The following is a 1,058-nucleotide window of genomic DNA, read 5'->3' as shown; positions in this document are numbered from 1 at the left end:
GCCGTCTGTATCATACAATTCGATTGTCGCACCGCTCACGCCGGCCAATGTGTCGCGGAACAGCGGACTAAGGAACATGTTGGCTTTACCGGCGTGTATCTTTCTGATATCCATGCCCATCTGCTGCATTATCTCCATTCCATAGCAGAAACTGAACCCTATACCTTCCTGAGCGGCACGGATTATATGGCCCTTTCCATGTTTGTTAAAGTTTATTCCGCTCACCGAGCAACCCACTTCCTTGTTTTCCAATACACGCTCCGCTCCGTTACCGAAAGGTATCACCGTAACGCCATCACTGCCGATAGACACCTGTTCCGCCAAGTTGTTCATCTCGGCATATCCTATTCCCTCCGGAGCCACGGTGCGGCGAACCCACGCATTGAGAATACCTGTACCGTTGATGCAAAGCAGGACACCGAGACGGGTCTGCTCCTCCATGTGATTGACATGGGCAAACGTGTTCACACGGCTCTTCTTATCATAGTTAATATCACCAAGCACACCATACACCACACCGGAAGTGCCGGCCGTAGAGGCAATCTCACCGGGATTGAAGACATTCAGGCTGAGAGCGTTGTTAGGCTGGTCGCCGGCCCTATATGTTATAGGTGTCCCTTCTTTCAACCCCGTCTCGGCGGCTGCGGCGGCAGAGACACGGCTCTGTACGCTGAACGTTGGCACGATATCGGATATCACAGAGGCGTCGAAACCATAATAGCTCATCAATGAATCCGACACCTTGCCCTCTTTGAAATCCCAGAACATGCCTTCGCTTAATCCGCTGACAGTTGTATTGGGCGCTCCGCTGAGACGCATGGCTATGTAGTCTCCCGGAAGCATTATCTTGTGGATACGACCGTAAAGTTCCGGCTCGTTCTCCTTTATCCATGCAAGTTTTGCCGCAGTGAAATTACCTGGAGAATTGAGCAAGTGTGAAAGACAATGCTCCTGTCCCAAATCACGGAACGCTTTCTCGCCGTAAGGTACGGCTCGCGAATCACACCAGATAATAGACGGGCGAAAAACATCAAGATTCTCGTCTACACATACGAGCC

At 51.3% G+C, this 1,058-nt stretch carries 1 protein-coding gene; it reads right to left on the bottom strand.

What is annotated here, in order from left to right:
• Positions 1-1,058: FGGY family carbohydrate kinase (locus MoGM_RS04520; protein WP_104368945.1), on the bottom strand; the 1,058-nt coding region annotated here is incomplete at both ends.

Origin of the sequence: Prevotella sp. MGM1 (assembly GCF_002933775.1) — a bacterium.
Taxonomy (GTDB): Bacteria; Bacteroidota; Bacteroidia; order Bacteroidales; family Bacteroidaceae; genus Prevotella.
This window is presented reverse-complemented; position numbering and strand designations above follow the sequence as displayed.